The following is a 26,637-nucleotide window of genomic DNA, read 5'->3' as shown; positions in this document are numbered from 1 at the left end:
CCACGAGCTTTTGGCTCAAGCGAACACGGGGATGCGCATATGAAGTTGTGTTGTGTCAGTTACGGATCACTGATCCCTGGTCGTCGGCGTCCAACCTTTTCGCCGCCCACGCGTGCCGTCCGCCCTCTGGAGGACTTCGAGCGGGACCACCTTAGTGAGTTCGGCTTCTGTAGCGAACACCGTGGTGGACGGCCCGTTGGCAGGTGTCAGCAGCAGTCAACAGAGTGCCGCGAGCATTGAGCGTTTCGAATATCTCCTGGGAGTTCTCCTGCGCCTTCAAGTCGATCACTACGATCTGAAGCCCTTCGGAGAGAACGTGCACCAGCGCACCGGCACGCGCTTGGTCCACTTCGCCGTCTGAATCTGTCAGCCACCCGGCAACTGTCTGGCAGAAGTACCTGTGCGCGCCAACGATTAACGAACCCGAGTGCGTAAAGTCGGCGTAATCTACCGGTGGCTCAGCATTCATTACCTCCACGAACGCATCCCGGTCGCGGTTGGTGTGCAGCAGTTTCAACGTCGGCTCAACAGCAGCGTCATAGGACCTGTTGCGGGTGAGGTCATCAAGCTGTCTCGCGAGGCTGTCGACCCCGAACTCACTCAGGACCGCCGCAGTGGCATCAATGAATAGCTGGAGGCTAGTAAGCCGCTGCTGCCCGTCGATCACGTTCTTCGTCGGCGTTGATCCGTGTGCCACGTCGTTGGCCTGCAACACCACTGCCCCCAGGAAGTGTCGCGCACCGCTATAGGGATCGCGGTAGCGTATCTCTGCCAATCTTGCGATGTCCCGCCACAGCGGCTGCCACTGGTCCATCTCCTCCCACACGTACGGGCGCTGAAAGAGCGGCACCATCAGATGCTGAGGGAGGAAGCACCTGCTGCGGGGTGAGTACGGTGGTCTCCATCAATATTCCTTCTCTACGTCGCTCGTCGCGTCGACGGACACCAGGCGCCACAAATCCTGGGACTGACGCGGCCAATATTCCTTGGGGCATAATGCCTGCCACCGCCGACAATTTCGGGCAACTTGGCCGGTAATACCTCGACGCGAGGAGAGCAGGCCGGTCCGGTTCACGCTCCCTGATCGGGCGACAGCCTCTCAAATATCACTTGTAAACCGACTGCGGCTTAGGGCTGTGCAGCAAACCACCATCTGTTCCCGTGGCCATCGCTACCCCCGCTTGCCCTCAGTCGGACTACATGTTGACAACCCAGAGCCTGCGGAATTCGGCAAAACCACCACAATTTCTGAAATCCCCACAAATTGGACGAAAGTCCAGTAGAACTAGTTACAGTTTTGTTCAAACCGTCACGCACCCCGCTGAATGGAGTTCTACATGGCCCGCCGCTCACTACGCCACGCAGTAGCCACCACCACTTCCCTCGTTCTCCTCGCCGCCGGCGTCACTGTTGGACTTGGTGCTTCGGTGGCACAAGCAGCGCCGGCCTGCGCGCTCAACCAGTCGGTCACCGACGATTGGCCCGGCTCCGTCTGGACGCCCTATACCGTCAGCAAGGAGGTTGTCGGCGACGGCAAGGTCGCAGCGGGTCAGACGGTCACCTACATCACCAAGGTTTCCGGTTCCGGAGCCCTCGTCAATCAGATCCGCGATTTCCACCCGGCAGGATTCCAGCTGGTCAAGGCTCGCCTGAACGTCAAATGGCTTATCGGCGACCAGAAGTGGGACGACGTCACCAAGACCGTCGTTGTCGGCAACAACTCCGTGGTGGCAAAGGGCGGCGGATGGACCACTGCGGGCGGCGGCGTCATTGCTTTGGAAACCACCTACAAAGTTCCCGATAACGCAGTTGTAGGCACGCAGCTCGACAGCGGCGCCGGCACCAACATTGTGCTGGCGGCGGGCGACTGGAACATCAATCCGATGGGCGTCTGCGTCACCATCCGGCAGCCGAACCCCGTCGAGGCGGGCGCCGGAAGCCTCGAGGACATGGGCTTCGGCTCACTCAACTCCGGATCAGGCCAGGTATTCGGCTCCCTGACCGACCCGCAGGGGTCGATGACCAATGTCATCAGCGGTGTCTTGGGCAATGTGCTCGGCAACATGAGCTGACTCAGTTCAGATTAGTAAATCGGCCGAGCTACCAGCAGATGCTGGTAGCTCGGCCCATTTCTACTTTGCCGAACAAAGCTTTGCCGTCAACCGAGTTCAAGAAATCATCAGCAAATCACCGCATCAGCTTTCCGCCGTACCGGGCCGGCGTCGTACCGAAGGTTTCCCGAAATGCGGCGATGAACCCACTGCTGGTGCGGTAACCAACCTGCGGGGCAACGTCATTGACACCCTCACCCCGCGCGAGCATCTCGAGTGATGCGTACATGCGTGCTCGAGTTCTCCACTGCCCGAAGGTAATCCCGGTATCGGCGACAAAGGCTCGCATCAAGGTCTTGGAACTGACCCCGAGTTCGCCCGCCCACTCCCCCAGCGTCCGTGAGTCTGCCGGATCGGCAAGGATGCGGGCAGAAACCGAACTCGCCGCAGCATTGCGAGGAACCGCGAGGACGTCGTGCCGTTCGGGCGCGGCAGCAAGAATGTCGTAGAGCAACTCCTGACTCATCAACCGCCGAGCATCGTCGATGGTCCGGTCGGCGAGATGCCGCAGCAATTGAGCGGACAGAGCATCGACTTCGAGAACAAGTGGCTGAGTCCACCGCGGCCCGGCAGGGCGTAGATCCGGACGCGCATAGGCCGCAATCATGCACCCCTCCGTCAGAAGTGTCATGTCGTGGAGAACGGTGCCCGGCAACCAGACCAAGTGCTCGCTGTGCAGGTGCCACACATTGCCTCCGGCAGCGATCTGCATCGTCCCTTCACTCATCCAGGCGATCTGATGCTCGGGGTGTCGATGAACTCCGTACGCAGTCACTCCGTCGACGACGTTGGTGTAGACCTGAAAATCTTTGAATGTCCGTCCGCGACTATCGGGCAGCGCTAGCAAGGACTTTGGACGAGTCGAGTACTCGATAGTGGACATTTTGCGTCTTTCTGGGCGTATCCGAGTCCATCCTGAAGGATGGACCGACGATCTTGCAAAGGTTAGCCTCACTTTATTGCTGACGCGACCAGTTCAGCACTTCACGCGGAACTCAGATCACTTCGCCCACCACTTCGAAGGAGCATGCACGTGCCCTCACGTAGCACCCGAATCCTCGCCGCCTTATTCACGACGGCCGCGATCATCGGGTTCTCGACCGCCTGTGGAACCTCGCAAGGCGTCGACACCGCATCAGCGACCCAGAGCAACGACGCATTCCCCGTGACGATCGAGCACGCACAGGGTTCGACGACCATCGATGCCGAACCGCAGCGGGTAGTGACACTCGGATACACCGATCACGAACCACTGCTCGCCTTGGGAGTCGAACCCGTAGGCATGGCCGAATGGTGGGGGTCCGGCATGGATGAAAGCTGGCCGTGGACGAAGGATTACTGGAAGGGAAAGACTCCGACCTACATCAACAGCGGCGGAGACTTCAACTTCGAGCAAATCGCCTCCCTCGCACCAGATCTGATCCTCGCGCTGTACGCCGACATCGACACGGAAACCTACAAGAAGCTGACCTCGATTGCGCCGACTGTCGCGCAGAGCAAGGACTACGACGCGTACACAACGCCGTGGACCGACATGACGCTCACCGCCGGGCGCGCCCTCGGCAAAGGACCACAAGCTCAGCAACTGATCACGGATACCGAAAACGCGTTTGCCGCCGCCCGCGCTGCACACCCGGAGTTCGCCGGGCAAACCGCAACGATCGTCAACCTCGACACTCCCGAGGGATACGTGTTCTCGTCGCACGACCCACGCGGCATTTTCCTCTCGTCACTCGGGTTCACCCTCCCCGCGACCGTCGACGCATTCGTCGGCGACCAGTTCGGCGACTGGCTGCCGAACGAGCGATACGACATCCTCGAACCCGTTGATCGTTTGATCGTGATGGCCGATCCGGGGGGAGAGAAAGCCCTCGCCGACAACACGCTCTACCAGCGACTACCCGCCGTGAAGAGCGGAAATGCGATAGTCGTGCGGTACACCGCAGATCCACCCGTCGGCGCGGCGATGTCCGGCAATACCGTCCTGAGCATTCCGTATGCCATCGACCAACTGACAGCCACGTTGTCGAAGTAAACAACAGGGCAGTATCGAAAATATGTTCGAAGAGTGTTAGCCTCGGGGTCAGGAAGCACTCACGGACATCGAGGATCACCATGGACGAGGTACCGGACACCGCGTTAGATCTGGCTCGACTGGTCGACGAGCTGACGGTTCTCGACCAGCGACGCGTCGACATCGGCGAGAGTTTGGTTCATCTCGAGTACCTCTACTCCCAGATGGGCGCACGGCAACAGGCAGATGCTGCCCGAAAAGCCTTCCAGGAGAAGTACGTCGGACGAATCTACGAACTCGCAGACGGCCTGCGAACCTGAAAAGGGGTTGCACACAACCACTGACCGAGCGCATGGTCATTCCTGCACGACACACCGGACCGATGGGTTCGGCTGTGAACTATGTGGGAGAAATCTGATGGAGAAGATCACCAAGAGGTTGTGGAACTGGGCATCGATACTCGACGAAAACACTCGCGAGCAAGCGCTGCGCACGTCCCAGATGCCTTTTGTCCGTCCACATCTGGCATTGATGCCGGATGCGCACCTCGGTGCGGGAGCGACGGTGGGTTCGGTCATTCCGACGGAAGGCGCAATCATGCCCGCCGCCGTCGGAGTCGATATCGGCTGCGGAATGATCGCGGTCAAAACCCAGTTCAGCGCACGCGACCTTCAAGGCCGCGACCTGAGCGTACTTCGCCACAGCATCGAACGCTCCGTTCCGCTCTCGGCAGGTGTCTACAACAAGACGCTGAGCGACACGGCGAAAATCCGCATCGCAGAACTCGAGGCAATGGCGGGCGATCGCCTGGCCTTCTACGACAAGTTCAAGAACAACTGGAGGTTTCAGCTCGGAACGCTGGGCTCTGGTAACCACTTCATCGAGGTGACACTCGATGAAAGCGACGGCGTCTGGCTGTTCCTGCACTCGGGAAGCCGCGGTATCGGAAACAAGCTCGCGCAGCATCACATCAAGATCGCCAAGGACTTGTGCGAGCGGTGGTACATCAACCTTCCCGATCCGGATCTTGCCTACCTGGTCGAGAAGACACCCGAATTCGACTCGTACATCACCGATCTCAACTGGGCTCAGCACTTCGCTCTGCTCAACCGCGAGGAGATGATGGACCGCGTCGTGAAGGACTTCGCGCATTTCATGGGAGACGGCAAGCCCGCGATCATCGACGAAGTCGAGCGGATCAACTGCCACCACAACTTCACCCAGAAGGAGTTCCACATGGGCAGGGGTGTGTGGCTGAGCCGTAAGGGTGCGATCAAGGCAGACGAGGGCACGCCCGGGCTCATCCCCGGTTCGATGGGGACGGCGAGTTACGTCGTCGTCGGAAAGGGAAACGTACCGTCGTTCAAGTCCAGCCCCCACGGCGCGGGTCGGGTGTACGGACGTAACCAGGCACGCAAGACCTTCACCATCGAAGATCTCGACAAGGCAATGGTCGGCATCGAATACAAGCGTTCCGCGGCGTTCCTCGACGAGATCCCGGGTGCGTACAAGGACATCGACGTCGTGATGGACGACGCGAAGGACTTGGTCGAGATTCGACACACGCTGCGTCAGATTGTGAACGTCAAGGGCAACTGACCCCGCACAACTCCGCGAAATACGAAGTGCCCCGCCGATATCGGCGGGGCACTTCGTTGTCGAGATCAGTCCGGCAAGCGCAGATCAGTCAGGAAGGCGCAGATCCGGCTTGTCCAGCTCTTCGATGTTGACGTCCTTGAAGGTCACGACGCGTACGTATTTCACGAATCGCGCCGGGCGGTACATGTCCCACACCCAGGCGTCGGACATCCGCAGCTCGAAGTAGATCTCCCCGTCTGAATTGTGGGGCAGCAACTCGACCGTGTTGGCCAGGTAGAAACGTCGTTCGGTCTCCACGACGTAGGAGAACTGTCCGACGATGTCCCGGTATTCACGGTAGAGCGACAGCTCCATCTCGGTTTCGTACTTCTCGAGATCCTCGGCACTCATCGGTTTAGCCAGTCCTCCCAGTTCGTCTGAACGTCCATCATCCCGTACGGCCCGCGCGTTGTTCCAACCGGACTCCCGCAGCCACCACGTTGGCATAGGTCATGCGGTGCTCAGGGCACGGCCCCAGCTCGTCGAGTGCGTCCATGTGCAGTGGCGTGCTGTATCCCTTGTGAATCGCGAAGCCGTATCCCGGATGAGTGTCGTCCATCTCGGTCATCACACGATCTCGGGTCACCTTCGCGAGAACGCTCGCCGCGGCGATGCATGCAGCGGCGCCGTCACCGCCGATGACCGGTAGCGACGGAGCCGTCAGACCCGGAACCCGGAATCCGTCGGTGAGAACGTAGCCCGGTTCGAGGTCGAGGCCCGCAACTGCTCGTCGCATCCCCTCGATGTTGGCGACGTGGATGCCGATCTGATCGACTTCCGCAGCGGGAACAGAGATGACACTCCACGCCAACGCCAAGCGCTTGATCGCCGGGAAAAGCTCCTCGCGCGCACGTTCGGTCAGCTTCTTCGAATCGTCGAGCCGCGCGAGGGCTGCTTGCGGTTTCGGCGCCAGGACACACGCTGCAATGACAAGTGGACCAGCGCACGCTCCGCGCCCGGCCTCGTCGACGCCGGCCACCGGACCGAGTCCGGTTCGCGCCAACGCAGACTCCATCGTCCGCAGACCTGCCGATCTGCGAATGACAACGCGAGGGGGCCAACTACTCACTGTCTCTGCCTACTCGGAACTACGCGAATCCATGTGTGCGGTCCGACAACTCAGTTGCCCTGAATATCAGGCGCATCGATGCCGCCCATTCGCGACGGGGGAAGAACGATGAAACGAGCTTGACCGATGATGTTGTCGATCGGGACGGTTCCCTGGAACTCGTCGTCGACGTGGTAGCGCGAGTCGGCGGAATTGCTGCGGTTGTCACCCATGACCCACACGTGGCCCTCGGGAACGGTGATCGGTCCGAAGCAGCGGCCCGACTTCAATTCGGTGTCACACGTTTGCGTTCCCGGAGTGAACGGGAAATCCATCTTGATGTACGGCTCGTCGAGCGGCTTGCCGTCGACCAGGACTCGGCCCTGCTCGTCGCAGCATTCGACGGTCTGGCCGCCGGTAGCGATCACTCGCTTGACCAAGTCGTTCTCGTCCGGCGGAACGAGGCCGACCCACGAACCGACCTCTTGAATGCCGCGGACGACAACGTTGTCGGACCGATTGGACACATATTTCGTGTTCCACGAATCGGGTCCCTTGAAGACGACGACGTCGCCGGGTTCCGGATCGCCGAAGCGGTATCCGATCTTCTCCACCACGATGCGGTCACCGGTACATCCCGCACAGCCGTGCAGTGTCGGTTCCATCGACTCGGATGGGATGAGAAAAACTCTGAAGACAAATGCCTGAAGGACGATGCTGAGTACCAGCGCTACGCCGATCAGAACAGGGAGTTCTCGCAGAAACGATCGCTGTTTCTTCTGCGGCCGATGTGAGGTCGGTTCCGCGGAACCGCTTGATCCCTCGTGATTCTCGGGTCCGGACGACAATGCCTGCTCCTTCGAAGAATCTGCCACAGAAACCAGATTAGCCCGACACCGCGCGTACGCGGTGCCGGGCTCATCGGAAAGATCAGCGCTTTTCCTTGATCTTCGCCTTCTTGCCACGAAGCTCACGGAGGTAGTACAGCTTGGCGCGACGGACGTCACCGCGGGTCAGAACCTCGATGGAGGCCAGCGTGGGGCTGTGAACCGGGAAGGTGCGCTCGACGCCGACGCCGAAGGAGACCTTACGGACGGTGAAGGTCTCGCGAACGCCGCCGCCCTGGCGACGAATAACGACGCCCTTGAAGACCTGCACGCGCTCCTTGGAGCCTTCGATAACCTTGACGTTCACGTTGAGCGTGTCGCCGGGACGGAACTCGGGGATGTCGTCGCGGAGCGACTTTTTGTCCAGGAAGTCCAGGGTGTTCATATGTCATCCTTGTATTTCGCAGGAGCAGAGGAACCGAGCGGCACGCGTTTCGGTCTCCCGAAACGGCGCTCGTCTGGTTCGTGCCCAGATCAAGTGCTGCTGCCTGGTCCAGGCAACCCGTCCATTGTGCCAGACGCGGATACCAGCGGGGAAATCGGTGGCGGCGGAGCTGCGTGGATGGTGTGGTCCAGTTCCTGCTCGGCCGCGGTCATCGCATGTTCGACGCTCGGCGATCCGGCTATCAGATCCTGGACGTAGATCTTGGCCCGGATGACGGGCCGACGCCATTTCCGTTCGCGTTCGAGCGCGCGGTTCATCCGTTTCGGCTTGCGCGTGTACCGCCAGCGAGCCCACGGTGCACCCGGCCGGCTCAGGCGGACCGCTCCGATTACCAGCAACGGGAAAACGAACAGACCGACGAGCCCCGTCCAGATCTTCCCCTTGAGAATCACGATGGCTGCCAAGGCGAAGTTGATCAACGCGACGAAAACGAAGACCAACTTGATCCACGGATCGCGTTCTTCACGGAATCCGGCGACGTCGAGAAGTTCGAGCGGGCGGAAACCCAGCAGCACCAGGCCGGTCACGGCGATCGCGACGAAGACCGCATCCACCGAGGTCCGACCTTGTTCGGACCAGTACACATCCTTCAGATAGAAGATCAGTGCGAACTCGTCGAGCACCAACGCAGCACCCATACCGAAGATCGCCGCCAGGACGGCACCGGTGGTCTGCGAACCATCGACGTAGACCGCGATCAACGCACCACCGGAGATCATCATGGCGATCACACCGAACACGACGTGATGCACATGCTGGCCTCCGGGCGCGATGTTGCCCGGCCACCATTTCACTTGCGCGCGAATCATCCGGACGCTGAGGCGGATGAAAAGGAAGGCGGACAGGAACCCGAGCAGGAAGAACAGCAACGGCAATCGGCCATGGGCGATGATCTCGCGCTCGAGCCACTCCCGCATCACTGTCCTCCCTTCACCGAATTCATGATCCGACCCTGATCGGATTCATACCGCCAACCGACTCGATTGTGACGATACGGACTTCGAAAACCCGGCGGACGGATTTACTTGCCGAAGCCCGCCTTGCGCAGAGCGTCGGCCATCGACCCGGCAGCAGGCGCGCGGTTGTCCGGTCGCTGCTCGCGTCCGCCCTGGCGTCCGCCATTTCCTCGTTGCTGACCCTGCCCCTGACGCTGGCCCTGCGGCTGGCCCTGCCGCTGAGGTTGCCCACCTCGCTGGCCTTCGGACTTGCGGGACGCTCCCACCTCGTCGTCGAGACGAAGCGTCAGCCCGATGCGTTGGCGTGCCTCGTCCACTTCGAGGACCTTCACCTTGACGACGTCACCTGACTTGACGACCTCGCGTGGGTCCTTGACGAAGTTGTGTGACATCGCCGAGACGTGAACCAGACCGTCCTGATGAACTCCGATGTCGACGAAGGCACCGAAGGCTGCGACGTTGGTGACCACGCCTTCGAGAGTCATGCCGGGCTTGAGATGCGCGACCTTCTCGATACCTGCGGCAAAGGTTGCGGTCTTGAATTCGGGTCGTGGATCTCGTCCCGGCTTCTCCAACTCGGAGATGATGTCGGTGACGGTCGGTAGACCGAATCGCTCGTCGACGTAGTCGGACGCCTTGACCGATCGAAGTGCCTGCGAGTTTCCGATCACGGTGCGCACGTCCCCGCCTGCACTCGCAACGATCTTGCGAACCACCGGATATGCCTCCGGGTGGACGCTCGACGCGTCGAGAGGGTCGTCGCCGTCGGTGATCCGCAGGAAGCCTGCGCACTGCTCGAATGCCTTGGGTCCCAGGCGGGAGACATCCTTGAGACCCTTGCGGGATTTGAACGGACCGTTCTGGTCCCGATGCGCGACGATGCTCTCTGCAAGGGATCCTGCAATTCCGGACACCCGAGCAAGCAGCGGCACGGACGCGGTGTTGACGTCGACGCCGACCGAGTTGACGGCATCCTCGACGACGGCGTCGAGGGAACGCGAGAGCAGCGATTCGGTGATGTCGTGCTGGTACTGACCGACGCCGATGGACTTGGGATCGATCTTGACCAACTCCGCCAACGGATCCTGCAAGCGACGCGCAATGGACACCGCACCGCGAATCGAGACGTCGAGGTCGGGAAGTTCCTGCGACGCGTAGGCCGAAGCCGAGTACACCGATGCGCCTGCCTCGGAGACGACGATCTTGGTCAGGTTGGGCGCGCCGGTCTTCTTGATCAGTTCGGTAGCGAGCGTGTCGGTCTCGCGTGAGGCCGTGCCGTTGCCGATGGCGATCAGTTCGACGCCGTGTTCGGCGACCAGTCCGGCAAGCGTCGCGAGAGCCGCGTCCCACTTGTTCTGCGGCTGGTGCGGGTAAATCGTCTCGTAGGCAACAACTTTGCCGGTTCCGTCGACGACGGCAACCTTCGTTCCGGTGCGGAATCCGGGGTCGAGTCCCATGGTGGGTCGGGCGCCGGCGGGAGCTGCGAGGAGTAGATCCTTGAGGTTGGTGGCGAAGACGTCGACGGCGTCCTTTTCGGCCGACTGCCGCAGACGCATCCGAGTGTCGATACCGAGCGTGACGGCGAACTTCGTCTTCCACGCCCACTTGACGGTGTCGAGAAGCCACCCGTCGGCGGCCCGACCACGGTCGGCGATCTCGAACCGCGACGCGATGCGGCCTTCGTAGACCGTGCGCTCCCCCGGCGCGAGTTCTTCGGTGTCTGCCGCCATGTTGAGCGACAGCACTTCTTCCTTCTCGCCGCGCAGGACGGCGAGGATGCGGTGCGAGGGCAATTTGGAGAACGGTTCCGAGAACTCGAAGTAGTCAGCAAACTTCGAGCCATCGGTTTCCTTGCCCTTGCGGACCGAGGAGACGACCTGGCCGCGATTCCACATCAGCTCACGCAATTCACCGACCAGATCGGCGTCCTCGGCGAAGCGCTCGACGAGGATCGACCGGGCACCGTCGAGCTGCTCGTCCGAATACTTCGCGGGATCGGTGGTGGGATCTCCGATGAGAGCATCGGCGACGGGCTCGTGGCCGGCCTCGCGGGCGATCTGCGCCTTGGTGCGCCGCTTCGGCTTGAAGGGGAGGTAGATGTCCTCCAGCCGCGCTTTCGTCTCGGCCAGCATGATCTGACCGCGCAGTTGATCGTCGAGTTTGCCCTGAGAGTCGATCTCCGTGAGCACGGCGTCACGACGGTCGTCGAGCTCGCGGAGATACCGCAGCCGCTCGTCCAGGAGTCGCAGCTGGGCGTCGTCGAGCGTGCCGGTGACTTCCTTGCGGTACCGGGCGATGAAGGGCACCGTGGCTCCGCCGTCGAGAAGGTCGACTGCTGCTGCAACCTGGCCTTCGCGGACGTCGAGTTCCTCGGCAATGCGCTGGTTCACGGTCTTGAGAATCACGAGATCCGACCCTACCGCTATCCTGAGACAAGAAGATCGGCAACAGTGCCGTGTCAGGGCTACCGGGGGAAACAAATGAGTACGCGGTACGTCCGGATTGCCGCAATGGTGGCCGCAGTTACTTTTGCGGCTTCGTGCAGCGGTGGACAGAACCCGGATGATCCGATGCAGACCCCCGCCTTTCCCGACACCAATGTTCCGGTAGCCGAGACCCTCGACGGCCGTCTGGGACAGGCTCAGGTGGCTGCGCTCGGGCGTGGTGCGGACGTCTCCATCGCCATCCTCGACCGCTCCTCGGACAAGTACCTCGACGTCGCCGGTGACCAGCAGATCGAAACAGCCTCGGTGGCAAAACTTTTCATCGCCGAGGATCTACTTCATCAGGATGCGCGCGGTGAGCGACCCATCACGGACGACGATCGCACCCTCATGGCGGCGATGCTCGAATCCTCCGACGACACCGCAGCCAACCTCCTGTGGGACGAGGTCGGCGGCCAAGAGGTGATCACCCGCGTCGCCGAGCGTTACGCACTGACCGCGACGACGCCGCCCTGGGACGGAATGTGGTGGAACACCGAGACCACGACACGTGACCTGGTCACCTTCTACAGCGGTGTCCTCGACGACTCCGATCAACTCGGACCTGAACGGGTCGAGCAGTTCGTCGAGTACCTGCGGCAATCCACTCCCGAAGGAACCGACGGTTACGACCAGAGATTCGGCCTGCCCGAGGCCTTGTTCGGCGAGCCCGTCATAGGAGTCAAACAGGGCTGGATGTGCTGTGTCGAGGACAAGTGGATCCATCTGTCCACCGGCATCGTCGGTGACGACAACCGATACATCATCGCAATCGGTTCGCGAGAAGACGTCCAGTACACGGATGAGGACAGCTTCTATCCCGACACCTCGTTCACCGATGCCGTCGACGACGAAAGTGCATTGCACGCTCGCGACACGGTCACCGGCGTCACGCAGATTCTCTTCCCGAGCGGAAGCATCGACGACTGGGCAGCGGCATCCACGACCGCGGATTCGGCGATGCCCGAAGCTTCCGGGCCCTGATTCGATCCACGCGGTCGTGTTCGTCCTCAAGCCTGCTTGTACTCGAGCACCGAACCGATGACACGGTCCTGTTGTTCGAATGTGAGCATGGGCCACAGCGGCAGTCGAAGGATCGACGCGGAGAACTCGGCACTACGCACGCACGGCTGCGGTGTTCGTCCGTAGCGCACACCGGCCGCACTCGTATCGAGCGGAACGTAGTGGAACGGCGCCACGATTCCGTCACCGGCAAGGTGCCGAATCAAGCCGTCACGGCTCTCTTCGGTCGGCATCTTGAGATAGAACAGGTGCGCAGTGTGCTCGCGATCATCGGGCACCGCCATGGGCACGACACCGTTCGCGGCCGCCCACTCGCCCAGACTCACGCTGTAGGCGTCCCAGACGCGATGCCTCGCCGCCTGAATCGCGTCGAACTCGGAGAGTTGTGCGTCGAGGACGGCGGCATTGAGTTCACTGGGCAGATAACTCGACCCGATGTCCTGCCACGAATACTTGTCGACCTGCCCGCGCAGGAAACGCGCACGGTCGGTCCCCTTCTCACGGATGATTTCGGCGCGAGTCATCAACTGATCGTCGGAGAGCAACAGCGCGCCGCCCTCACCGCAGTGAACGTTCTTGGTGTCGTGAAAACTCTGCGTTCCGATTGTTCCGATGGTGCCGAGCGAGCGCCCGCGCCACTTTCCGCCGAGCCCGTGAGCGTTGTCTTCGATCAACGCAACGCCGTGGAGTTCCGCGAGGTCGAGGAGAGGTTCCATGTCCGCGGCGACTCCGCCGTAATGCATGACCAGTACAGCTTTGGTGCGTTCGGTGATCGCCGCCGCGACGCACGCCGGGTCGATGTTGCCGGTACTCGGATCGATGTCGACGAAAACAACAGTGGCCCCGCGCAACGCGACGGCGGTCGCCGCCGAACTGAACGCGAAGCTCGGAACTATTACCTCGTCGCCCGGGCCCAATTCGAGCAGCAGCGCACCCAATTCGAGTGCATGCGTGCACGAGGTGGTCAGCAGAGCATGCGTGGATCCGGTGATCGCCTTGAGCGCTGCAGTCGCGGACTTGGTGAAACGTCCGTCACCGTGAATGTGGTCGGACTCCAGAACCGTTGCCAGATTCGACAATTCGTTCGATGCCCGATAGGGGCGGGAGAAGATGATGCGATCAGTGCTCACGACTACGCCGATCGATCGAGGTTCCGGGCCGCGGGGAGTCGACAGTCAGATACAGCGGCTTTCCGACAAGGACGTGCAGTGCCACACCGAGATATTCGGCAATGAGCCCGAGCGAGAACAGAATCGCACCCGAACAGACCAGCAGCGCCATGATGATCGACGCCCATCCTTCGGGATCATCGTTGTCGCCGGTCATGGCCCCGATGAAGATCACCGCGGCCATGATCACGCCGGCCGACGCCAGGGTGACTCCGAGCAGGCTGACCAGCCGCAGACCGCGTGTTCCGCTACACAACACCATCTTCCAGAACAACGAGAACAAACGGCGGTAGTTGTACCCGGATTCTTCGCGGCCTTCGGCTCGAAGTGTCACCGGCGCCGTGGCCGTGTTACCGACAACCCACGTCAGCGCAACGTCCAGATACACGCCGTTGGCCGCGACGCCGGCCAACTGTCGGCCGATGTCACCGCGGATCAGGCGATAACTTTCGAATCTCGTCGAATCAGGGAACGCGAATACCGTCGCCAAGACGATCTTTGCGCCGCGCGAGGTCAGGTTCCGCAAGAATCCGTGCGGGCGTGTGTTCGTGGGTTTGGAATACACGAGATCGGATCGCTCCGTCAGCGCGGTGTCGAGGAAAGCCCCGATGTGCACCGGGTCGTGCTGGCCGTCCTCGTCCATCGTCACGATCCACTGTCCAGTTGCAGCGGCCATGCCGGCGATGGTCGCCGCGTCCTGGCCGTAGTTGCGGCTGAGCCACACGACACGCACCTGCTCGAAACGGCGCTCCAATTCGAGTAACACGACGTCGGAGCGGTCCGGGCCGTTGTCGTGAACCAGCACGATCTCGTCGACGGAGAACTGCGCACCACCGGGCGTCGCACTCGGTGTGCCCAGGCCGTCCAACTCCTCGACGAGCGCCGTGATCGTCTTTTCGCCCTGATAAACGGGCACTACGACGGAAATCGAGTGCACTCGCTTCCACTCCCTTCAGGGGGCTCGACTGGCGCCGAGAGACAGGCACGATCGGGCCCACACCGTCGCGAACTTTAACACGCAGAGATGTCTTGACTTCGGATGCCGGCGGCGCGTGACGCGCTCGCGTCTCCGTACGCCCCACCTGCCCTGTTAAGGTCTGGAACTCGTGGTGGAAACTCGCACTCTCGCCCGGGCAGACGTGTACAAGTGGGGCGCCGTCACGGCGATCGGTGTCATCGCCGGTTATCTGGCCGTGGTGCTCGCGAATGCTCGTCACTTCTACACCGACGACACCGAGTCCCAATACGCGCCGCTGTGGGTCATGCTCGGCCGCAGTCTGCGAGAAGGACACCTCCCGGTGCTCGTCCCCGAGAACTGGATGGCGGGCAACTACGCGATCGAGGAAGCAGGCCTTCTCAATCCACCGCAACTCCTGATCGACCTGATCGCACCGTCCTTCGACAACCTGGCGTTGTACGCGACGATCGTGAAGTTGATCTTCGCGATCATCCTTGCACTCGGCGTCTATCGGATCTGCCTCGAGTACGGCTCGAAGCCCACGTGGGCTGCCGTCGCCGGCGTCTCGATTCCGTTCACCGGTTTCCTGCTGTTCTTCGACTCGGCCAGTTGGATGACTGCCTTCACCGGCACTGCCTGGATGGTTCAGGCGTGGGCGTCGGCAATCCGCTACGCCCGAGGTAAGAGCGGTCCGATCCCGACCTTCGTGTTCTTGTATCTCGCGATGTCGGTCCAATATGTTTTCCCCGCAGTCGAATCCGGCTTGATGATCGGCGCGGTCGCAATCGGCGAAGTTGTCTATCAGCGGCGTTGGCTGCCGTCACTGCGGCTTCTGGCGGTGTCCGCGTGTGCCGCTCTGGCCGGTCTCGCGACGTATCTGCCGAGCCTGCTCACCGCGGACGTCACCTGGCGCGGTGCATCCGAAGTCAAGAACGATGCATTCCTCGCCGTCCCGTGGTCGGAATCGCTGAACGCGAGCCTGCCGAGCACGATGCCCGCGTTCACCTCGTGGTGGGGATACATCCAGACCATGCCCATGGTCTACATCGCCTGGTTCCTCATACCCGCCCTGGCATTCATCGACTGGGGCAAGGCACGCGCCGCGGCACGCGAATTGACCGCCGTCGGGATCTTCACGGTCGCCGTCCTCATGTGGACTGCCGGGCCGAGCACGATCGGCCCACTGCGGTGGCCCGCGCGCGTACTTCCGATGGTGGCCATCGGACTCCTGCTTCTGGTGTGCATCCTGCTCGGGCGTTACGCCACGACCGACAAGTTGCGCGGGCGCTGCGTTGCAGCGGGAATCCTCGTGGGCCTGCTTCTGATTCGGTCAGCCTCGGCAGCTCCCGGGCTCGCGAAATGGCATGTGATCTCGGCCCTGCTCGTTGCCGCACTCGGCGCCGCGATGGTCTGGCTCGGCCGTACCAAGGGCACTGCTTTCGCATGCCTCGTAGCGATCGTCGCGGTCTCCCCCATCGCGTACGCCCAGGTTCGGGCCGCGCAACCAACCCCGATGAGCTGGAACCTGCCCGAATCCCGCTCGGAGATGAAAGACGCCTTCCCCGACTTCGAAGGCACGACACTGCAACTGGGCGACCGTGCGCTCATCGCCCCCGGGGACAAGACCCTCGACGGAGCGTACGGTTCCCTTGCTTTCGGCAACTACCCCAAAGACCTCGAACTGACCTACACCAGCGGCTACACCCCCAACGGGCACTTCTACTTCGGTGATCTGCTCTGCATGCGCTGGGACATGAGTGTCTGCCCCGACGCCTTCCGACGCGCATTCACCGTCGAACCCACCACCGGCCGCACCATCGTCGACCTGATGAACGTGGACCGCGTCGTACTTCAGAACGCTCTCTACCCCGATGCACGCAAGAACCCGGCTCCCGACGGATGGAAATGGGTCGACTACCCCGGACACGAGAACTACATCTCGGTACTCGAACGCGTCGACGGCCCCGTCTCGACACGCAACGGACGCATCGCCGACGCCCACGGCGTCGAGGCTACGTCGATCGCGGAATCGAACATGTCGAGCACCCTTCGTGTCAGTTCGGAGACCGGCGGCAAGGTTGTGTTCGCACGGCTCGGCTGGCCCGGATATCGGGCGAGCATCGACGGTCAGCCTGTCCCGATCGACGTCGTCGCGAAGTCCTTTGTCACCGTGGACGTTCCAGCCGGTACGAAAGACGCGGAACTTGTCCTGACGTGGCGTCCCCCGGGATGGAAGGTCGGCGGCGCTTCGATGGTCGCCGGAGTCCTCGGACTCGGCGTGCTCGAGTGGATGTATCTGCGGAACCGACGCAAGGACGGGATCAACACCGTGAAAACCGAGTCTTCATGACCGAAGACATCGCATCACCCGAGAATCCCGGCCCACTGCTTCGGGTGGTCAAGCATCAACCCATCGCATTTGCCATTGTCGGAGTGGCTAATACGGCGATCGGATACGTGCTCTTCGTGATCTGGACACTGATCCTCGACAACAAGGATCTGTATCAAGTGGCTGTGATCGGCGCGTACTCCATCAGCGTCCTCATCGCTTTCGTTCTGCATCGGACTCTCGTTTTCCGCGTCCGCGGACATGTGGCACGCGACCTGGGAGCGTTCATCGTCGTCAATTCCGGTGGCCTGGTGCTGAATCTGATACTCGGAACAATCGCGGTGTCGATTCTGCATGCCCCGCCGCTTCCCGCCCAGGCGGTTGTCATGTTGATCGTTGCCGGTGTGAGCTTCTTCGGTCATCGATACTTCTCGTTCCGCCGCAAACCTGCCGAACGGCACTGACCTTCTACGATTCGCGGGGTAGCGCTCGATCCACCGCTGCCTCGACGATCGTCCGAATATCTTCCTCTCCGAACAGGTTCGGCAATGTGAGTCGATCCAGTGCGAGCCAGTTCAGCGACAAATAGAGCAGGCGAACGGTCATCGCATCACCCGGCACGCCCGACGCCAGATGATTGGCTACGTTCAGATCGAAGTCTTCTCGGATGCGGACGGTCAGTACCGCACGCAGGTCCGGTCGACGCGTCGCCTCCAGTCGCAACTCCATGAGCGCGAGGAAACCCGTTCCGAACGAGGTGACGCGCTCGACCACGTCGAGCATGAGCGTCACCAGGCGCTCACGATCGGTGCCGTTGACGGGATCGATCATCCCTTCGAGGTCCTCCGGAATCAGTCGCTCGTAGATCCGGCCACCCGCTTGAGTGAGCAGGTCGTCGCGATTGGAGAAGTAGTTCGACGCTGTCCCGTTCGGCACTGCTGCCTGGGCGTCGACGGCTCGAAACGTCAAGCCTCGAGCACCCTCTCGGGCCAACACCTCGATTGCCGCGTCGATCAGGGCAAGCCGGCGTTCCGGGTTCTTTCGCACTTGACATCACTCCTGACACAACCCTAAATTAAACCACTACAAACATAGTACTACGAAGGGAGCGCCTTATGCGAAAGCTTGTGTACTACGTGGGAGCTTCCCTCGACGGATACATCGCGGGGCCTGGTGGCGAATTCGATTTCCTCCCGGTCTCCGAACAGATCACGGCCTGGATATGCGATCGATATCCTGAAACCGTGCCAACGCATGTGCGGCCCGCTCTCGGAATCGAGGACGCACCCAACAAGACCTTCGACACGGTCGTCATGGGCCGCGGCTCCTACGAGCCCGGGCTGGCCGCCGGAGTGAGAAGCCCCTTCGCGCACCTGCGTCAGTTCGTCGTCTCCACAACCATCCCTGACGCCGAGGATCCCCCCGTCACCATCGTTCGCGCCGATCCGCTTGGGGTAGTCAGATCTCTCAAAGAGGAAGAAGGACAAGATATCTGGCTGTGTGGCGGCGGAACTCTCGCCGGCGAACTACTACCGGAGATCGACGAGTTGATCATCAAGAGGTATCCGGTAGTCGCCGGCGCAGGCATACCGATGATCAGAGGTAACTTCGAGCCGACACTGTTCACACCGACTGCAACCGAATCGCTCGACGACGGCGCAAGCATCACCTGGTTGAAGCGAAATACCTAAGGAAGAAGATCCGGTCGACGCTCGGCCGTGCGCTGCAGCGACTGCTCATGGCGCCACGCTTTGATCTTCGCGTGATCACCGGAGAGAAGCACCGGCGGAACTTCGAGGTCGCGCCACACAGCCGGGCGAGTGTAGCTAGGCCCTTCGAGAAGGCCGTCGGAAAACGAATCCTCTTGGTGTGAAAGCTGATTGCCGAGAACGCCGGGCATCAGTCGCACGACAGCCTCGACCATCACCAGCACGGCTGCTTCGCCGCCGATCAGGACGTAATCGCCGATGCTGACTTCTTCGACTCTGACCCGCTTGGCGGCGTCGTCGAAAACCCGTTGATCGATACCTTCGTATCGGCCGCAGGCAAACACAAGGTGCTTGGCGTTGGACCAGCGGTGCGCGGTCTCCTGGGTGAACGGAACGCCGGCGGGAGTGGGCACCACCAGAATGGTCTCGGCATCATCGGGGCCGGAAGAATCGGAGCGCCCGATCACGTCGTCCAGTGCCGGGCCCCAGACGGTGGGTTTCATGACCATGCCGGGTCCGCCGCCATACGGAGAATCGTCGACGGCTTTGTGCACGTCATGGGTCCACGACCGAAGATCGTGGACGTCGACCGAGATCAAGCCACGTTCGATTGCCTTGCCCAGCAAGGCAGCACGAAGCGGTTCGAGATACTCGGGAAAGATGGTGACTACATCGAGACGCATGACAAGCGATCAGTCGCTGTCGGCGTTCGAATTGTCGCTGTTCGACTTGTCGCCGAAGTCCGGGTCGAGCAGTCCCTCGGGAGGCTCGATCACCACGACACCGTCGGCGATCGACACCGAGGTGACGATGGCGGCGACAAACGGGATCAGCAATTCGCCGGATGCCTCACCGGTACGGCGAATCGAAAGCAATTCGCCTGCGGCGGAATGCAATACCTCGATGACCGAACCGACCTCGGCACCGTCCGTGAGGACGACCTTCAGTCCTTCGAGTTCGTGATCGTAGAACTCGTCCGGATCATCCGAAGGCTCGAGTTCGGAACTGTCGATGACAAACAGTGTGCCGCGCAACGCATCTGCGTCGCCACGGTCACTGACGCCTTCGAGGCGCAGCAGAAGCCGCCCGGAATGATCCCGGGCGGCTTCCACTGTGTACGACTTCAGTGTGGACTCGCGCGGCTTGCGCCCACGCAGCACGGAACCTACGGCAAAACGATCCTCGGGCTCGTCTGTACGAACCTCGACTACCAATTCACCTTTGATGCCATGCGACTTCGCGACACGACCGACTACGAGTTCCACCTGTTTACTGCCGTCTACTGATCGGTGTCGACGACATCAACACGGATACCGCGGCCACCGATGCCGGAGACCAAGGTCCGCAGAGCGGTCGCAGTGCGACCACCCCGACCGATGACCTTGCCGAGATCGTCTGGGTGCACGTGCACCTCGACGGTCCGTCCCCGACGTCCGGTGATCAGCTCGACGCGCACATCGTCGGGATTGGCGACGATGCCCCGCACGAGATGCTCTACCGCATCAGCGACGACGGCACTCACTTGTCAGCAGCCTCGGCGTCTGCAGCGGGAGCCTCGGCGTCAGCCGCGGTGTCTTCTGCCTTGGCCTCGTCAGCCTTTGCAGCCTTCTTCTTCTTGGGGGTGATTGCTTCTGCAACCGGCTCGTTCTCGGCCTGCGCGAGCGCAGCCTGGAAGAGCTCGAGCTTGGTGGGCTTGGCTTCCTTGACGCGCAGGGTGCCTTCGGTGCCCGGCAGGCCCTTGAACTTCTGCCAGTCACCGGTGATCTTGAGGAGTGCCTCGACGGGCTCGGTGGGCTGTGCGCCCACGGACAGCCAGTACTGAGCGCGCTCGGAATCGATGTCGATCAGCGAGGGCTCTTCCTTGGGGTGGTACTTGCCGATGGTCTCGATCGCACGGCCGTCACGACGGGTGCGCGAGTCGGCGATGACAACGCGGTACTGAGCGTTGCGGATCTTGCCGAGGCGGGTGAGCTTGATTTTGACAGCCACAGCTGCAGTTCTCCTTCAGCGCGCACAACAGTGCTGCGCATGTCACGTGCAATTCAGCGACCCACACGATTTGTGAGCCCGGTTTTGCCTCTATCCTGTGACCGTCGCAGCGGTACGTAACCGGTTGCGACGAACAATGGTCCATTGTGCCAGATGGGTGGGCTCGTTCGGAAACCACCCTGTGCGCGCTTCGAGAGTGCGGGGACTCCCTAACCACTCACGGGGGTTCCGCGGAGGATCACACGCATCGGCTTCGCGAGCACATCGGGGTTTCCGCGCGGATCTTCGGAATAAACCACCAGGTCGGCGGGCGCTCCTTCTTCGATCCCCTGCGCACCCAGCCAACTCCGCGCGTCCCAGCAGGCTGCGCCCAGCGCCTGATGCGCCGTCAAACCGGCAACTTCGAGTTCGGCGATCTCGTCGGCGATCCGCCCGTGCCTGATCGATCCGCCGGCATCCGTTCCGGCATAGATCGGAATCCCGGCCTCGTGAGCGGCACCGATCGTCCGATGTCGACGAGCGTGCAGATCCCGCATGTGCGCCGCGTAGATCGGATACCGCGTGGCAGAGTCCGCGATCTCGGGGAAAGTTGCGATGTTGATCAGCGTCGGAACCAAGGCCGTGCCGTGAGCGACCATCAACTCGATGGTCGCGTCCGTCAATCCGGTGCCGTGCTCGATGCAGTCGATGCCGGCGTTGATCAGGCCGGGCAGAGCATCCTCGGCAAAGACGTGAGCGGTGACCCTTGCGCCTTCGGCATGGGCGGCAGCGATGGCCTCGACCAGAATCTCGTCGCTCCACAACGGGGCGAGGTCACCGATGGAACGATCGATCCAGTCCCCGACGAGCTTGACCCAACCGTCACCGGCGCGTGCCTGACGCACCACCTCGGCCGGCAACTGAGATTCGTCGTCCAGGTCGACCGGCAGGCCCGGGATGTACCGCTTCGGTGCTGCGATGTGCTGGCCTGCGCGAATGATCCGCGGCAGATCGAGGCGCTCGTCGATGAACCTGGTGTCGACCGGCGATCCGGCGTCACGAAGCAACAGCACGCCCGCGTCACGTTCGGTCTTCGCCTGCCCCAGCAAGCCGTCGACGGTTTCGCCCCCGCCACCGCCGTAGCGGATACCGACGTGACAGTGCGCATCCACGAGACCCGGTGTGATCCAACCCGATTCGACGATCGTCTCCGCACCGGACACCGGCTCGAAGGAAATCAGCCCGTCGACGATCCACAATTCGATCGGCTCGGCATCGGGCAGACCGATACCCCGCAGATGAAGCGCAGCCACCGACTACTTCTTGGGCAGCTTGAGCTGAGAGAGATCGATGCCTTCCAGTCCGGGCGGCAATTGATCGAGACCCTTGGGCATGTTCGACAGGTCGGGCATGCCAGCCGGCATTCCGCCGGGCATACCCGGGAATCCGCCCATGCCGGGGAATCCTCCGCGCATCTTGGGCTGCGTCGGGCCCTTGCCGCCCTTCTTGCCCTTCTTGCCCTTCTTGCTGCGAACCTGCTTACGCGCGCCGGGCATACCCATACGGCCGGCCATGGCAGCCATCATCTTGCGGGCTTCGAAGAAACGGTCCACCAACTGGTTGACGTCGGAAACCTTGACGCCCGAACCGTTCGCGATGCGCAGTCTGCGTGAGGCGTTGATGATCTTCGGATCGTCGCGCTCGGCCGGCGTCATACCGCGGATGATGGCCTGAATGCGGTCGAGTTGCTTCTCGTCGACGTTGGCCAGCGCGTCCTTCATGCCGCCGGCACCCGGCAACATACCGAGGAGGTTGCCGATCGGGCCCATCTTGCGGACGGCCATCATCTGATCGAGGAAGTCTTCGAGGGTGAGCTGACCGGAGCCGATCTTCGCTGCGGTCGCTTCGGCCTGATCGGCGTCGAAAACCTGCTCGGCCTGCTCGATGAGGCTCAGGACATCGCCCATACCGAGGATCCGGCTGGCCATGCGATCGGGATGGAAGACGTCGAAGTCTTCGAGCTTCTCGCCGGTGGAGGCGAAGAGGATCGGCTGGCCGGTGACCTCGCGGACGCTCAGCGCGGCACCACCGCGGGCGTCGCCGTCGAGCTTGGTGAGGACGACACCGGTGATGCCGACTCCCTCACGGAACGCGTCGGCCGTGCTGACCGCGTCCTGACCGATCATGGCGTCGAGGACGAAGATGGTCTCGTCCGGGTTGACGGCGTCACGGATACCGGCGGCCTGCGCCATCAGCTCCGAGTCGATACCGAGGCGACCGGCGGTGTCGACGATCACGACGTCGTAATGCTTGTTGCGTGCTTCTTCGACGCCGGCGCGGGCGACCTCGACGGGGTCGGCTGCGGACACGCCCAGTGCGTTCTCGCCGCCGCCGATGGAGGTACCGGGATGCGGCGCGAAGACTGCGGCGCCTGCACGCTCACCGACGATCTGAAGCTGAGTGACGGCGCCGGGACGCTGAAGGTCACAGGCGACGAGGAGGGGCGTGTGCCCCTGATCCTTGAGCCACTTGGCCAACTTTCCGGCCAGCGTGGTCTTACCGGAACCCTGCAGACCGGCCAACATGATGACCGTCGGCGGAGTCTTGGCGAACTGCAGTCGACGAGTTTCGCCGCCGAGAACCTCGACAAGCTCTTCGTTGACGATCTTGACGACCTGCTGAGCCGGGTTCAGTGCACCCGAGACCTCGGCGCCCTTGGCGCGTTCCTTGATCTTGGCGATGAAGCTGCGCACTACGGGAAGCGCTACGTCGGCCTCGAGCAGGGCAAGGCGGATCTCGCGGGCCGTAGCGTCGATGTCGGCGCCGGACAGACGACCCTTGCCACGCAGATCCTTGAGAGATCCGGTCAATCTGTCGGAAAGGGATTCGAACACCGAGTGCGCTCCTGAAGGTCGTGCGAGTTAGCCGTGGATATTCTCGGGCACCAGCCTAGCCGCTACGCCCGCACCGATCCCAGCCGATGCGGGCGTAACTGCCGAAACCGGTCCGTCAATCCTCTTTCTTCTTGGGTTGTGGCACCGGAACCACCGCCAGCACCGCCTCCTCGACGCGCTCTCGCGCCGCGCGGGTATCGGCCTCACCGAAGTCGAGGCAGAACGCGTCGACCACCGAGGAACCCAAGGTGGCGACCTTCGCCCACCGGATGTCGGCTCCACTGTGTTCGAGTGCTGCGGCCAGTCGGCAGAGCAGGCCGACGCGGTCCTCGGTACGCAATTCGAGGATCGCCTGACCGTCACCGGGCGCGTCGAACCAGATGACCCGCGGTGGCGCCTGCGCATAGAGCACCGGAACCGCGGAATCCTTGTTGGTCTGGATCGGGTCGTCCCACTGCTCTGCCCGTGCCTCCTCGTCCTTCGCGTCGAGAAGTTCGAGCAAATTCAGTTCACCGGCCGAAGCCCGGATCAATTCCTGCCGGAGCAGCACCGCCTGCGGGGGTGTGCCGAACCTCGGCGTCACGACAAACGAGTTGACCGCCGAACCTGCATGCGACCCCAGCGATGCGGAATGCACCCGCAAGGACTGCAGCGCCAGAACTCCGGCAGCCCGAGACAGCAGCCCGGGAGCGTCGGGCGCGATGACGGTCACGACGTAGGTGTGCGCATTCTCGGCCGGAACGAGCGAGACGTGAACCCCGCCCTCCTCGGCGATGGCCAATTGCTCGGGAGCGAGTGGATCGGGTTGCGGGAGCTCCTCCCCTGCCATCAGCAAACGACAACGACGCACCAGCTCGCCGATCAACGACGACTTCCAGTCGCCCCAGACACCAGGCCCGGTGGCCAGCGAATCCGCTTCCGCCAACGAATGCAGGAGATCGAGAAGGGTCCCGTCTCCCTCGAGTGCGTCGACCACTCGCTGCACCGTTGCCGGATCGTCGAGGTCGCGACGGGTGGCGGTTTCCGGCAACAGCAAGTGGTAGCGCACCATCGCCGTCAACGTCGCGACGTCGGAAGGCCAGAGTCCCAAGCGATTTCCGATCGCGGTGGCCAATTCGGCACCGACGACGCTGTGGTCTCCCCCTCGCCCCTTCCCGATGTCGTGGATCAACGCACCGAGCATGAGCAGATCCGGCCGAGCGACGCGAGTGGTGAATCCGCTTGCATACGCGGCGGTTTCGACCAGGTGCCGATCCACCGTCCACGTGTGGACGGCGTCGCGCGGCGGAAGATCGCGAATGGTCCCCCACTCCGGCAGGAGTCGACCCCAGAGCCCGGTCCGGTCCATCGCCTCGATCACCGGAACCGCACGCGATCCGGAACCCAGCACGACCAAGAGATCGTTGACTGCATTTTTCGGCCACGGCTCACGCAATTCGGGGGCATTGTCTGCCAAGCGATTGAGCGTCGACGCGGAGATCGGCATGCCGTTGGTGGCCGCCGCTGCCGCGACCCGCATCACCAGACCGGGATCCTTCTTCGGTCTCGCATCGCGCGCCAGAACTACTTCGCCGGCATGCTCGACGACACCCTCGTCCAGTGGCCGTCGCACCGGCGCGCGACGCAGCCGCGACAAACCACGCCGGGGCAAGGAGTTTCCGGCGGTACGGATACCGACGTCGACCGAATAGCTGATGGTGCGCGCCGATTCGCTGAGAAGGCGGGCCAGATCGAAGCGATCACCGATCCGTAGCGCCGCACCGATCTCGTCGGCGTCCTGTGCTCGCAGTTGGTCGCGGGCGCGACCGGCAACGCGGTGAAGTTCGGTGCGCACGTCGAGCAACCGCCTGTGCGCAAGTGCCAGACCGCCGCCGGGCGAGTTGGGTCCCAGCCCCGGCATCCCGTCGGTCAATTGCGCGATGGACAGGGCGTTGAGCAGTTGGACGTCTCGCAGCCCGCCACGACCGCTCTTGAGATCCGGTTCGGCGCGATGGGCGATCTCGCCGCTGCGCTCCCACCTCGTACGGGTCTGGGTGATCAATTCGTCGAATCGGCTGCGGATGTCCATGCGCCACTGTCGACGGACACCACTGATCAGCAGGTTGCTCAGCTCCACATCGCCGGCAATGTGGCGTGCTTCGAGCATTCCGAGTGCCGCCGTCATGTCGGTGGCCGCAACCTGAAGCGCCTGCGGAAGCGTCCGCACGCTGTGGTCGAGTTTGATGTGCGCGTCCCACAGCGGGTACCACAGGCTGTCCGCGACCTGGGCCACGACCGCCGGGTCCATGTCGTCATGCAGCAGAATCAGATCGAGATCGGAATACGGCAGCAGTTCGCGTCGGCCGAGACCACCCACGGCGACGATGGCAAACCCACAATCCGGTTTGATGCCCAGTTCGGTCCCCTTGGTGGTCAACCAGAATTCGTGCAGATCGACCAGTGCATGTCGCAGCGCGGGGGCGTCGAGCCTCCTGTTCTTGACGCCTCCGGTGAGTAGGGCCTTGCGTGCGCGGGCCAGGTCCGCAGCTTCGTCGGATCCCCCTGACGAGACCGGCCCTGGCCCCGTCGCTTTCGCGACGGAACCAGGGCCGAAGTTCTCGGACCCTTTCGGGTCAGAGTGCATCGCCACCGCGTTCCCCGGTGCGAACCCGGATGACCGACTCGACTGGCGAGACCCACACCTTGCCGTCACCGATCTTGCCGGTTCGAGCGGCCTCGACGATCACCTCGACCACCTTGTCAACGGCCGCGTCGTCGACGACGACCTCGACCCGGACCTTGGGTACGAAGTCCACGGAGTACTCCGCGCCTCGGTACACCTCGGTGTGGCCCTTCTGTCGGCCGTAGCCCTGAACTTCGCTGACTGTCATACCCAGCACTCCGGCCTGCTCGAGTCCGGTCTTGACGTCCTCGAGCGTGAACGGCTTGACGATTGCTGTGATCAGCTTCATGTGCTCATCCCTTTCCAAACTCTGAAGTGCCTGAATTCACTTTAATCACGTGCT

27 protein-coding genes are annotated in these 26,637 nt (G+C 62.4%); 8 read left to right on the top strand and 19 right to left on the bottom strand.

The features are described from left to right. Positions 1 to 151 precede the first annotated feature (151 nt). Entirely contained in the window at positions 152 to 850 is a 699-nt protein-coding gene (locus KTR60_RS12085; protein ID WP_267133025.1) for a DUF262 domain-containing protein, read from the bottom strand. A 487-nt stretch (positions 851 to 1,337) separates the two neighbouring features. Here KTR60_RS12085 and KTR60_RS12080 point away from each other — a divergent pair, with 487 nt between their 5' ends. Continuing rightward, positions 1,338 to 2,072 (top strand): hypothetical protein, encoded by a 735-nt coding sequence (locus tag KTR60_RS12080; protein WP_228402178.1) that lies wholly within the window; start codon positions 1,338 to 1,340, stop codon positions 2,070 to 2,072. Between the two features lie 115 nt (positions 2,073 to 2,187). On the opposite strand, the gene KTR60_RS12075 is transcribed toward KTR60_RS12080, so the two are convergent. Then, the gene (locus tag KTR60_RS12075; RefSeq protein WP_228402177.1) at positions 2,188 to 2,994 is read right to left on the bottom strand and encodes a helix-turn-helix transcriptional regulator; all 807 of its coding nucleotides are present in this window, start codon (positions 2,992 to 2,994) and stop codon (positions 2,188 to 2,190) included. Between the two features lie 144 nt (positions 2,995 to 3,138). Between KTR60_RS12075 and KTR60_RS12070 the strand changes: the two genes are divergently transcribed. The 3 genes from KTR60_RS12070 (at position 3,139) to KTR60_RS12060 (ending at position 5,724) form a co-directional block, all read left to right on the top strand. Further along, positions 3,139 to 4,146 carry an iron-siderophore ABC transporter substrate-binding protein gene (locus tag KTR60_RS12070; RefSeq protein WP_225320347.1) on the top strand — a complete coding sequence of 336 codons (1,008 nt, stop codon included), beginning with the start codon at positions 3,139 to 3,141 and terminating at the stop codon, positions 4,144 to 4,146. 80 nt (positions 4,147 to 4,226) lie between these two features. Then, a complete protein-coding gene (locus KTR60_RS12065) occupies positions 4,227 to 4,445 on the top strand; it encodes a hypothetical protein (RefSeq protein WP_003942716.1) in 219 nt (72 codons plus the stop codon). A gap of 97 nt (positions 4,446 to 4,542) precedes the next feature. Continuing rightward, entirely contained in the window at positions 4,543 to 5,724 is a 1,182-nt protein-coding gene (locus KTR60_RS12060) for an RtcB family protein (protein WP_228402176.1), read from the top strand. 84 nt (positions 5,725 to 5,808) lie between these two features. Here KTR60_RS12060 and KTR60_RS12055 read toward each other — a convergent pair whose 3' ends face one another. The 6 genes from KTR60_RS12055 to KTR60_RS12030 form a co-directional block, all read right to left on the bottom strand. Continuing rightward, complete coding sequence (locus KTR60_RS12055; RefSeq protein WP_003942715.1) at positions 5,809 to 6,114, bottom strand: DUF2469 domain-containing protein; 306 nt, start codon at positions 6,112 to 6,114, stop codon at positions 5,809 to 5,811. Positions 6,115 to 6,151: 37 nt separating this feature from the next. Next, entirely contained in the window at positions 6,152 to 6,832 is a 681-nt protein-coding gene (locus KTR60_RS12050) for a ribonuclease HII (RefSeq protein WP_024487346.1), read from the bottom strand. A 50-nt stretch (positions 6,833 to 6,882) separates the two neighbouring features. Beyond that, on the bottom strand, positions 6,883 to 7,686 hold the full coding sequence (gene lepB, locus KTR60_RS12045; protein ID WP_172403453.1) for a signal peptidase I: 804 nt from the start codon (positions 7,684 to 7,686) through the stop codon (positions 6,883 to 6,885). Positions 7,687 to 7,741: 55 nt separating this feature from the next. Further along, on the bottom strand, positions 7,742 to 8,083 hold the full coding sequence (gene rplS / locus KTR60_RS12040; RefSeq protein ID WP_003942791.1) for a 50S ribosomal protein L19: 342 nt from the start codon (positions 8,081 to 8,083) through the stop codon (positions 7,742 to 7,744). An 89-nt stretch (positions 8,084 to 8,172) separates the two neighbouring features. Beyond that, a complete protein-coding gene (locus KTR60_RS12035) occupies positions 8,173 to 9,060 on the bottom strand; it encodes a hypothetical protein (RefSeq protein WP_003942742.1) in 888 nt (295 codons plus the stop codon). A gap of 104 nt (positions 9,061 to 9,164) precedes the next feature. Further along, entirely contained in the window at positions 9,165 to 11,504 is a 2,340-nt protein-coding gene (locus KTR60_RS12030; RefSeq protein WP_228402175.1) for a Tex family protein, read from the bottom strand. Positions 11,505 to 11,579: 75 nt separating this feature from the next. Here KTR60_RS12030 and KTR60_RS12025 point away from each other — a divergent pair, with 75 nt between their 5' ends. Then, the gene (locus KTR60_RS12025; RefSeq protein ID WP_007729299.1) at positions 11,580 to 12,566 is read left to right on the top strand and encodes a serine hydrolase; all 987 of its coding nucleotides are present in this window, start codon (positions 11,580 to 11,582) and stop codon (positions 12,564 to 12,566) included. A 26-nt stretch (positions 12,567 to 12,592) separates the two neighbouring features. Here the strand turns inward: KTR60_RS12025 and rffA are convergent, their stop codons facing one another. Both rffA and KTR60_RS12015 read right to left on the bottom strand, forming a co-directional pair. After that, complete coding sequence (gene rffA, locus KTR60_RS12020) at positions 12,593 to 13,735, bottom strand: dTDP-4-amino-4,6-dideoxygalactose transaminase (protein WP_003942806.1); 1,143 nt, start codon at positions 13,733 to 13,735, stop codon at positions 12,593 to 12,595. Further along, positions 13,725 to 14,711, bottom strand: a complete 987-nt coding sequence (locus KTR60_RS12015; protein WP_228402174.1) for a glycosyltransferase — start codon at positions 14,709 to 14,711, stop codon at positions 13,725 to 13,727. Before KTR60_RS12015 ends, rffA begins: the two co-directional genes overlap by 11 nt. A gap of 172 nt (positions 14,712 to 14,883) precedes the next feature. Here KTR60_RS12015 and KTR60_RS12010 point away from each other — a divergent pair, with 172 nt between their 5' ends. Beyond that, positions 14,884 to 17,082, top strand: coding sequence for a hypothetical protein (locus KTR60_RS12010; protein ID WP_064444658.1), 2,199 nt, complete (start codon positions 14,884 to 14,886; stop codon positions 17,080 to 17,082). Further along, positions 17,079 to 17,525 carry a GtrA family protein gene (locus KTR60_RS12005; RefSeq protein ID WP_030535434.1) on the top strand — a complete coding sequence of 149 codons (447 nt, stop codon included), beginning with the start codon at positions 17,079 to 17,081 and terminating at the stop codon, positions 17,523 to 17,525. The genes KTR60_RS12010 and KTR60_RS12005 overlap by 4 nt, the downstream gene beginning before the upstream one ends. Before the next feature lie 4 nt (positions 17,526 to 17,529). Here the strand turns inward: KTR60_RS12005 and KTR60_RS12000 are convergent, their stop codons facing one another. Then, positions 17,530 to 18,108, bottom strand: coding sequence for a TetR/AcrR family transcriptional regulator (locus KTR60_RS12000; RefSeq protein WP_003942695.1), 579 nt, complete (start codon positions 18,106 to 18,108; stop codon positions 17,530 to 17,532). Positions 18,109 to 18,176: 68 nt separating this feature from the next. On the opposite strand from KTR60_RS12000, the gene KTR60_RS11995 reads away from it, so the two are divergent. Beyond that, positions 18,177 to 18,752, top strand: a complete 576-nt coding sequence (locus tag KTR60_RS11995) for a dihydrofolate reductase family protein (RefSeq protein ID WP_030535433.1) — start codon at positions 18,177 to 18,179, stop codon at positions 18,750 to 18,752. On the opposite strand, the gene trmD is transcribed toward KTR60_RS11995, so the two are convergent. From trmD to KTR60_RS11955, 8 genes are all read right to left on the bottom strand, one after another. After that, positions 18,749 to 19,453, bottom strand: coding sequence for a tRNA (guanosine(37)-N1)-methyltransferase TrmD (gene trmD, locus KTR60_RS11990; protein WP_003942745.1), 705 nt, complete (start codon positions 19,451 to 19,453; stop codon positions 18,749 to 18,751). The genes KTR60_RS11995 and trmD overlap by 4 nt on opposite strands. A 9-nt stretch (positions 19,454 to 19,462) precedes the next feature. Further along, complete coding sequence (rimM, locus tag KTR60_RS11985; RefSeq protein WP_054802159.1) at positions 19,463 to 20,035, bottom strand: ribosome maturation factor RimM; 573 nt, start codon at positions 20,033 to 20,035, stop codon at positions 19,463 to 19,465. Positions 20,036 to 20,049: 14 nt separating this feature from the next. Beyond that, positions 20,050 to 20,292, bottom strand: coding sequence for an RNA-binding protein (locus tag KTR60_RS11980; protein WP_003939023.1), 243 nt, complete (start codon positions 20,290 to 20,292; stop codon positions 20,050 to 20,052). Then, the gene (gene rpsP, locus KTR60_RS11975) at positions 20,289 to 20,759 is read right to left on the bottom strand and encodes a 30S ribosomal protein S16 (RefSeq protein WP_003942818.1); all 471 of its coding nucleotides are present in this window, start codon (positions 20,757 to 20,759) and stop codon (positions 20,289 to 20,291) included. The genes KTR60_RS11980 and rpsP overlap by 4 nt, the downstream gene beginning before the upstream one ends. A 209-nt stretch (positions 20,760 to 20,968) precedes the next feature. Continuing rightward, a complete protein-coding gene (locus KTR60_RS11970; protein ID WP_050656640.1) occupies positions 20,969 to 22,051 on the bottom strand; it encodes an amidohydrolase family protein in 1,083 nt (360 codons plus the stop codon). Positions 22,052 to 22,054: 3 nt separating this feature from the next. Continuing rightward, on the bottom strand, positions 22,055 to 23,632 hold the full coding sequence (ffh, locus tag KTR60_RS11965) for a signal recognition particle protein (RefSeq protein ID WP_003942713.1): 1,578 nt from the start codon (positions 23,630 to 23,632) through the stop codon (positions 22,055 to 22,057). 115 nt (positions 23,633 to 23,747) lie between these two features. Continuing rightward, on the bottom strand, positions 23,748 to 26,255 hold the full coding sequence (locus KTR60_RS11960) for a [protein-PII] uridylyltransferase (protein WP_003942689.1): 2,508 nt from the start codon (positions 26,253 to 26,255) through the stop codon (positions 23,748 to 23,750). Continuing rightward, positions 26,245 to 26,583, bottom strand: coding sequence for a P-II family nitrogen regulator (locus tag KTR60_RS11955; protein WP_003942772.1), 339 nt, complete (start codon positions 26,581 to 26,583; stop codon positions 26,245 to 26,247). Before KTR60_RS11955 ends, KTR60_RS11960 begins: the two co-directional genes overlap by 11 nt. Between the last annotated feature and the right edge of the window lie 54 nt (positions 26,584 to 26,637).

Origin of the sequence: Rhodococcus sp. C1, assembly GCF_020809065.1 — a bacterium.
In the GTDB taxonomy this organism is placed as follows: domain Bacteria; phylum Actinomycetota; class Actinomycetes; order Mycobacteriales; family Mycobacteriaceae; genus Rhodococcus_F; species Rhodococcus_F qingshengii.
This window is presented reverse-complemented; position numbering and strand designations above follow the sequence as displayed.